Genomic DNA, 282 nt, shown 5'->3' on the forward strand with positions numbered 1-282 from the left:
GTATAATAGCTCGTTATGAAACAGAATGGTGGGCAGAGCTGATGAAAACAATGCCTAATGATGATTACCCTTGCATTGTGCAATTCCTTAAAATAAGCCAAGTTAAGGTGCCCTTTTTAATATTGGAATGGTTTACGTCCAAAAGGTTAAACTTTTGATCCTTCTAACTACCAATCGTGGTTGATCTGTCCTGGAACGCGAAAAAAGACCAGCCAGATGGCTGATCTTATAAATGGCTTGGCGGCGTCCTACTCTCACAGGGGGAAACCCCCAACTACCATC

At 42.6% G+C, this 282-nt stretch carries 1 protein-coding gene; it reads left to right on the forward strand.

Going from position 1 to position 282, the window contains the following annotated elements; genetic code table 11:
* Positions 1-5: 5 nt before the first annotated feature.
* Positions 6-158, forward strand: coding sequence for a YaaC family protein (locus SB773_RS31220; protein WP_410594156.1), 153 nt, complete (start codon positions 6-8; stop codon positions 156-158).
* Positions 159-282 lie beyond the last annotated feature (124 nt).

The sequence above is a fragment of the Bacillus sp. SIMBA_074 genome (genome assembly GCF_046534555.1).
Lineage (GTDB): Bacteria > Bacillota > Bacilli > Bacillales > Bacillaceae_G > Bacillus_A > Bacillus_A mycoides.